Source organism: Streptomyces sp. NPDC056527, from assembly GCF_042794475.1.
GTDB lineage: Bacteria > Actinomycetota > Actinomycetes > Streptomycetales > Streptomycetaceae > Streptomyces.
This window is the reverse complement of record NZ_JBHTTQ010000188.1, coordinates 1-6,445: the sequence shown is the minus strand read 5'-3', so window position 1 is coordinate 6,445 and position 6,445 is coordinate 1. Positions and strand designations below refer to the sequence as shown.

Annotated in this window: 6 protein-coding genes; 2 read left to right on the top strand and 4 right to left on the bottom strand. The window is 71.3% G+C overall.

Going from position 1 to position 6,445, the window contains the following annotated elements:
- Positions 1-260 precede the first annotated feature (260 nt).
- A complete protein-coding gene (locus tag ACFQ7Q_RS37215) occupies positions 261-1,589 on the top strand; it encodes a UDP-glucose dehydrogenase family protein (RefSeq protein ID WP_383563410.1) in 1,329 nt (442 codons plus the stop codon).
- Between the two features lie 89 nt (positions 1,590-1,678).
- Here ACFQ7Q_RS37215 and ACFQ7Q_RS37210 read toward each other — a convergent pair whose 3' ends face one another.
- From ACFQ7Q_RS37210 to ACFQ7Q_RS37195, 4 genes are all read right to left on the bottom strand, one after another.
- Positions 1,679-2,599 (bottom strand): membrane dipeptidase, encoded by a 921-nt coding sequence (locus ACFQ7Q_RS37210; RefSeq protein WP_383563407.1) that lies wholly within the window; start codon positions 2,597-2,599, stop codon positions 1,679-1,681.
- A gap of 143 nt (positions 2,600-2,742) precedes the next feature.
- Positions 2,743-3,957, bottom strand: coding sequence for a dipeptidase (locus tag ACFQ7Q_RS37205; RefSeq protein ID WP_383563404.1), 1,215 nt, complete (start codon positions 3,955-3,957; stop codon positions 2,743-2,745).
- The gene (purE, locus tag ACFQ7Q_RS37200; protein ID WP_361672133.1) at positions 3,954-4,484 is read right to left on the bottom strand and encodes a 5-(carboxyamino)imidazole ribonucleotide mutase; all 531 of its coding nucleotides are present in this window, start codon (positions 4,482-4,484) and stop codon (positions 3,954-3,956) included. The genes ACFQ7Q_RS37205 and purE overlap by 4 nt, the downstream gene beginning before the upstream one ends.
- Positions 4,481-5,599, bottom strand: coding sequence for a 5-(carboxyamino)imidazole ribonucleotide synthase (locus tag ACFQ7Q_RS37195; protein ID WP_383563412.1), 1,119 nt, complete (start codon positions 5,597-5,599; stop codon positions 4,481-4,483). Before ACFQ7Q_RS37195 ends, purE begins: the two co-directional genes overlap by 4 nt.
- Positions 5,600-5,783: 184 nt before the next feature.
- Here ACFQ7Q_RS37195 and ACFQ7Q_RS37190 point away from each other — a divergent pair, with 184 nt between their 5' ends.
- Entirely contained in the window at positions 5,784-6,302 is a 519-nt protein-coding gene (locus tag ACFQ7Q_RS37190; protein ID WP_383563401.1) for a GtrA family protein, read from the top strand.
- Positions 6,303-6,445: the final 143 nt, after the last annotated feature.

The following is a 6,445-nucleotide window of genomic DNA, read 5'->3' as shown; positions in this document are numbered from 1 at the left end:
ACCGCGGCGGCGAACGGCGTGATCTTCGCCTCGGCCAGCGCACGGACCGTCTCCCGGAGCATGTCGTGCTCCTCGGACGGGCGATACAGGTCGAAATCAGCAGAACCCGCCATGCTCATTCACTCCTACGCTTGCTAACTACCGTTAAGTAACCCAAATGGTAGGGCGTCGCGGGGCACCGCACCAAGGCCCGAACCTGGCCGGAGCGGGGCCCGACTATGCTCGGGCAGGCATTCCGCCCGACGTCACTGGAGTCCTGTATGGCCCTCAAGATCACCGTGATCGGCACCGGCTACCTCGGCGCCACCCACGCAGCGGCCATGGCGGAACTCGGGTTCGAGGTGCTCGGCCTCGACGTCGTGCCCGAGAAGATCGAGCTCCTGGCCACCGGGCGCGTACCGATGTACGAGCCGGGCCTGGAGGAGCTGCTGGCCCGGCACGTCGCCGGCCTGGAGGGCTCGACGGGCCGACTGCGCTTCACCACCTCCTGGGAGGAGGTCGGCGCCTTCGGCGACGTCCACTTCGTCTGTGTGAACACTCCGCAGAAGCACGGCGAGTACGCGTGTGACATGAGCTACGTCGACGCCGCGTTCACCTCGCTCGCGGGCGTCGTCCAGGACGGCGCGCTCGTCGTCGGCAAGTCGACCGTGCCGGTCGGCTCGGCCGAGCGGCTCGCGGGGCTGCTGCCGGAGGGCGTCGAGCTGGCCTGGAACCCGGAGTTCCTCCGGGAGGGCTTCGCCGTCCAGGACACCCTGCACCCCGACCGGATCGTCGTCGGTGTGCGCGGCGAGCGGGCGGAGAAGCAGCTGCGCGAGGTGTACGCCGGGCCGATCGCGGACGGCTCGCCGTTCGTGGTGACGGACTTCCCGACCTCGGAGCTGGTGAAGACCGCCGCGAACTCCTTCCTCGCCACCAAGATCTCCTTCATCAACGCGATGGCCGAGGTCTGTGAGGCGGCCGGCGGTGACGTCGCCAAGCTGGCGGAGGCCATCGGCTACGACGAGCGGATCGGGTCCAAGTTCCTGCGGGCCGGGATCGGCTTCGGCGGCGGCTGCCTGCCGAAGGACATCCGCGCCTTCATGGCGCGGGCGGGCGAGCTGGGCGCGGACCAGGCGCTGACCTTCCTGCGCGAGATCGACTCGATCAACATGCGGCGGCGCGGCCAGATGGTCGAGATGGCCCGTGAGGCGCTCGGCGGCGGTTCGTTCCTGGGCAGGCGGGTCGCGGTGCTCGGCGCCACGTTCAAGCCGGACTCGGACGACGTCCGTGACTCGCCCGCGCTGAACGTGGCCGGACAGATCCACCTCCAGGGCGGACAGGTCACGGTCTACGACCCCAAGGGCATGGAGAACGCGCGCCGGCTCTTCCCGACGCTGGGGTACGCGGACACGGCCCTGGACGCCGTGCGCGGTGCGGACGTGGTGCTGCACCTGACGGAGTGGCGCGAGTTCCGCGACGAGCTCGACCCGGCGGAGCTGGGGGCGGTGGTGACCTCTCCGGTCATCCTGGACGGCCGCAACGCGCTGGACTCGACGCGCTGGCGCGAGGCGGGCTGGACGTACCGCGCGATGGGCCGCCCCCGCGCCTGAGAACGCGCCCCCGCCGCCCGCGGGCCCGAGACGACACGCGCCGGTGCCCCGCCTCCCCCGTCGACCGGGGGCGGCGGGGCACCGGCGTGTCAGGCCGCCCGGCGCAGACCCGCGGTGCGCGAGCGGAACTCGGTCTCGCGCAGCACCCTGGTCGCGTTGGTGTGCGCGAGGGCGACCAGGTCCGGCGCGTGCCAGCCGCGGCGGAGGAGCTCGGCGAAGAGCGGGGCGTAGCCGCTCGCCGGGTCCACGGTGTGGGAGATGCCGACGCAGTGCGGGCCGGCCGTCGCACGGAGACGGTCGAAGATGTCGGCGGTGGCCGACAGGTCCGCGGTCACCGGGACCATGCAGACCCCGCCGTTCTCGCCGAGCAGCACCAGGACGTCGTCCGGCAGCTGCTCCGGGTCCCCTCGGGTCAGCAGGACCGGCGCCCTGGTGAGCGCGAGGGTGCGGCGTACCGATTCCGGGTCGGCGCCTGAGAGGTCCACGGCGAGGCCCAGGCGGTTCATCTCCCGTACGGCCTCCTTGGCGAAGCCGTCGAAGCGGGGCAGGTTGACGGCCCTCACCCCGAGCGTCCGGTAGGCCCGCAGCGTGGCGATCGAGCCGCCGACCGCCGCCCAGCTCACCGGGCCGAGGAGCGCGGCGACGCGTCCGCAGTTGACGGCGTGGGCCATCTCCGCGGTGGTGTACGCGAGGCGCAGGTCCTCGGGGCAGGCGGCGACGAGCGCGCGGATCCCGTCGATCCGCCGCAGTGTGCCGAGCACGCCCTCGCCGGACTCGACGTGCAGGGACCAGAACTGGGCGCCGGTCTCCGGCGCCCGCACCGGTGGCAGGTCCTCCGGGTCGAAGACCCGTGGTGGCTCCGTGTGCCCCTCGACGACGGGCTGCGCCGCCAGGAGCGCCCGTGCTCGGGTCGACTCGTCGAGGGGCCGGGGTTGTTCGGGCAGGTCGGACTCTCCGGCGGAGCCGGTGGGAGCGACGGTGAAGGACTGGTGATCATCAAGATCTGCCATGGTGTGACTCCGAACTGAACGAGGCAGTACCGCCCACCGTGGCAGCCGCGCCCTCCCCCGGCGCGGCGGGATGCTCCGTACGGGTGACCCCTGCCCGGGACGCGCGAAGGCCCAGCCGAAGCGGGGCCTTGGCTGACACTCCGTCAGGATGCCGGGGAGTCGAGCGAGTCGAGCGTCGCGTTCGAGGGCGCCCGCGTCTCCCGGAGCTCACGCGAGACGGCCTCCGCGTCCCGCAGCGCGCGGACCGCGTTGGACCAGGTGAGCTTGGCGAGATCGGCGTGCGACCAGCCGCGGGTGAGTAGCTCCGCGATCAGGTTCGGATAGCCCGCGACGTCGTCGAGGCCGGCCGGGGTGAACGCCGTACCGTCGTAGTCGCCGCCGATGCCGATGTGGTCGATGCCGGCGACCTCGCGCATGTGGTCGAGGTGGTCGGCGACGGTCGCCGCGGTGGCGATCGGGCGCGGGTTCTCCGCCTCGAACGCACGGTGGATCTTCATCGCCGCCGGCGTCGTGTCGAGGTGGTGCAGTCCGTGCGCCCGCATGTTCTCGTCGGCGCGGGCCGTCCACTCCACCGCCGCGGGGAGGATGAACTTCGGCACGAACGTCGCCATCGCCACTCCCCCGTTGGCGGGCAGCTGCGCCAGCACGTCGTCGGGGATGTTCCTCGGGTGGTCGCAGACAGCGCGCGAGGAGGAGTGCGAGAAGATCACCGGCGCGACGGCGGTGGCCAGCGCGTCCCGCATCGTCGTCGCGGCGACGTGCGAGAGGTCGACGAGCATCCCGATCCGGTTCATCTCCCGGACGACCTCGTGGCCGAAGGGGGAGAGACCGCCGACGCCCGGATCGTCCGTCGCCGAGTCCGCCCACGCGGTGTTGTCGTTGTGGGTGAGCGTCATGTAGCGCACGCCCAGGGTGTGCAGCGCGCGCAGCGTGGCGAGGGAGTTGTTGACGGAGTGGCCGCCCTCGGCACCCTTCAGGGAGGCAATACGGCCCTCCTTGCGCGCCGACTCCATGTCGTCCGCGGTCAGGGCGGGGGCGAGGTCGGCGGCGTACCGGTCGAGCAGCTGGTCGACGATGTCGATCTGCTCCAGGGTGGCGCTGACCGCGTCGTCACCGGTCAGCTCGCACGACACGTACACCGACCAGAACTGGGCGCCGACCCCGCCGGCGCGCAGCCGGGCCAGGTCCGTGTGGAGCGCGCCGGTCTGGTCGGCCGCGATGTCGAGCCGGTCCAGGTCGTACGCCGCGTGCTTGCGCAGCGCCCACGGCAGGTCGTTGTGACCGTCGACGACGGGCGCGGAGGCCAGCAGCTCCAGCGCCTCCGCCAGCCGGTCGGACGCGCTCGCCGGGCGGCTCACTTGGCGAAGCCGAACGACTCCGAGCCCTCGACCTTGGCCCGCAGCCGCTTGCCCTTCTCGGTCGCCTGGTCGTTCAGCTCCTGCTGGAACTCCCGCATCCGGCCGAGCAGTTCGGCGTCGTGCGCGGCCAGGATCCGGGCCGCGAGCAGACCGGCGTTGCGCGCGCCGCCGACGGAGACCGTGGCCACCGGCACACCGGCCGGCATCTGCACGATGGAGAGGAGCGAGTCCATGCCGTCGAGGTACTTCAGCGGGACCGGCACGCCGATGACCGGGAGCGGGGTCACCGAGGCGAGCATCCCCGGGAGATGGGCGGCGCCGCCGGCGCCCGCGATGATCGCCTTCAGGCCGCGGTCGGCGGCCTCCTCGCCGTACGCGACCATCTCGCGCGGCATCCGGTGCGCGGAGACGACGTCGACCTCGTACGCGATCTCGAACTCGTCCAGGGCCTGCGCCGCGGCCTCCATGACGGGCCAGTCGGAGTCGGATCCCATGACGATGCCTACGACGGGGCTCACAGGGCTCATTCGGTGATCGTTCCTCGCAGATAGCCGGCGGCGTGACGGGCGCGCTCCAGCACCTCGTCCAGGTCGTCGCCGTAGGTGTTGACGTGCCCCACCTTGCGGCCGGGCTTCACGTCCTTGCCGTACATATGGATCTTGAGCTGCGGATCCCGGGCCATGCAGTGCAGATAGGCGTAGTACATGTCCGGGTAGTCCCCGCCCAGCACATTGCACATGACCGTCCACGTGGCGCGCGGGCGCGGATCGCCCAGCGGCAGGTCGAGGACGGCCCGGACGTGGTTGGCGAACTGCGAGGTGATCGCGCCGTCCTGGGTCCAGTGGCCCGAGTTGTGCGGACGCATGGCGAGTTCGTTGACGAGGATCCGCCCGTCGGTGGTCTCGAAGAGCTCCACGGCCAGATGGCCGACGACGTCGAGCTCCTTCGCGATCCGCAGCGCCAGCTCCTGCGCCTGGCCGGCCAGCTCGTGCGACAGGTTCGGCGCGGGCGCGATCACCGTGTCGCAGACGCCGTCGACCTGCTGGGACTCGACGACCGGGTAGGCGACGGCCTGACCGTGCGGGGAGCGGACGATGTTCGCGGCGAGCTCGCGCGCGAAGTCGACCTTCTCCTCGGCGAGCACCGCGACACCCGCGCGGAACGGGTCCAGCGCGTCGGCCTCGGTACGGACGAACCAGACGCCCTTGCCGTCGTAACCGCCGCTCACGGTCTTGAGGATGATCGGGAAGCCGCCCACCTCCGCCGCGAAGGCCGCCGCGTCCGCCGGATCGGCGACGATGCGGTGGCGGGGGCTCGGCACGCCGATCTCGTCGAGCTTGGCGCGCATCACCCCCTTGTCCTGGGCGTGCACCAGCGCGGCGAGTCCCGGGCGGACGACGATGCCGTCCTCCTCCAGGGCTCGCAGATGCTCCGCGGGGACGTGCTCGTGATCGAAGGTGATCACGTCACATCCGCGCGCGAAGTCACGCAGCGTAGCCAGGTCGCGATAGTCGCCGATGACGACCTCGCTCACCACCTGGGCCGCCGAGTCCTGCGGGGTGTCACTGAGCAGCTTGAACTTGATGCCGAGGGGGATACCCGCCTCGTGGGTCATACGGGCGAGCTGACCGCCACCGACCATGCCGACTACCGGGAACGTCACCCTCTTAGGGTATCCGCACCATGCGCGGACCCTCCCCCGCCTGTGCTTTACGACAGCCCACCGGGGTTTTTCCGTGGTTTGCAATGTCCCCGGGCAGGTGCCAGACGCTCTGGTTAGCATGGCTGGGACGACCAAACCGAACGGACGGGGCTGAGCAATCACCATGAGTGAACCCAGCGCACTGCGTGTGCGGCTTGATCGGCTCACGCGCGAGTTCGCGAAGTTCGGTGCCGTCGGTGGTGTCGGCCTCCTGGTGGACCTCGGGGTCTTCAACCTCGTTCGCCACCTCACGGAGGTCCCGGTCGTCCGGGCGAGCATCATCGCCACCGTCGTCGCGATCGGCTTCAACTACCTGGGCTTCCGGTACTTCACCTACCGGGACCGCGACAAGAGCAGCCGGACGAAGGAGCTGACGCTCTTCCTGCTGTTCAGCGTCGCCGGCCTGGTGATCCAGAACGGGATCCTGTACGCCGCGACGTACGGCTTCGGCTGGGACACCCCCCTCCAGAGCAACGTCTTCAAGTTCCTGGGGATCGGCGTCGCGACGCTGTTCCGCTTCTGGTCGTACCGGACCTGGGTGTTCCGCACGCTGCCGGCGCGGGAGGCGGTCCAGACCGCCGAATCGTTCCTGGAGCAGGCGCCGCAGCAGACGAGCAGGAAGCAGCCGGACCGGGTGCCGTAGAGCGCCCTCGGAGGTTCCCGGGAGCGCCCGGTCCGCTAGCGGACCCGGCGCGCCTGGGGGAGGGGGCCCGCGTCCACCCGGGCCCGGAAGGGGGCGCACAACGGCGGCGGCGGGGGGTTCAGCACGAGCCGGGCCCCGTCCGC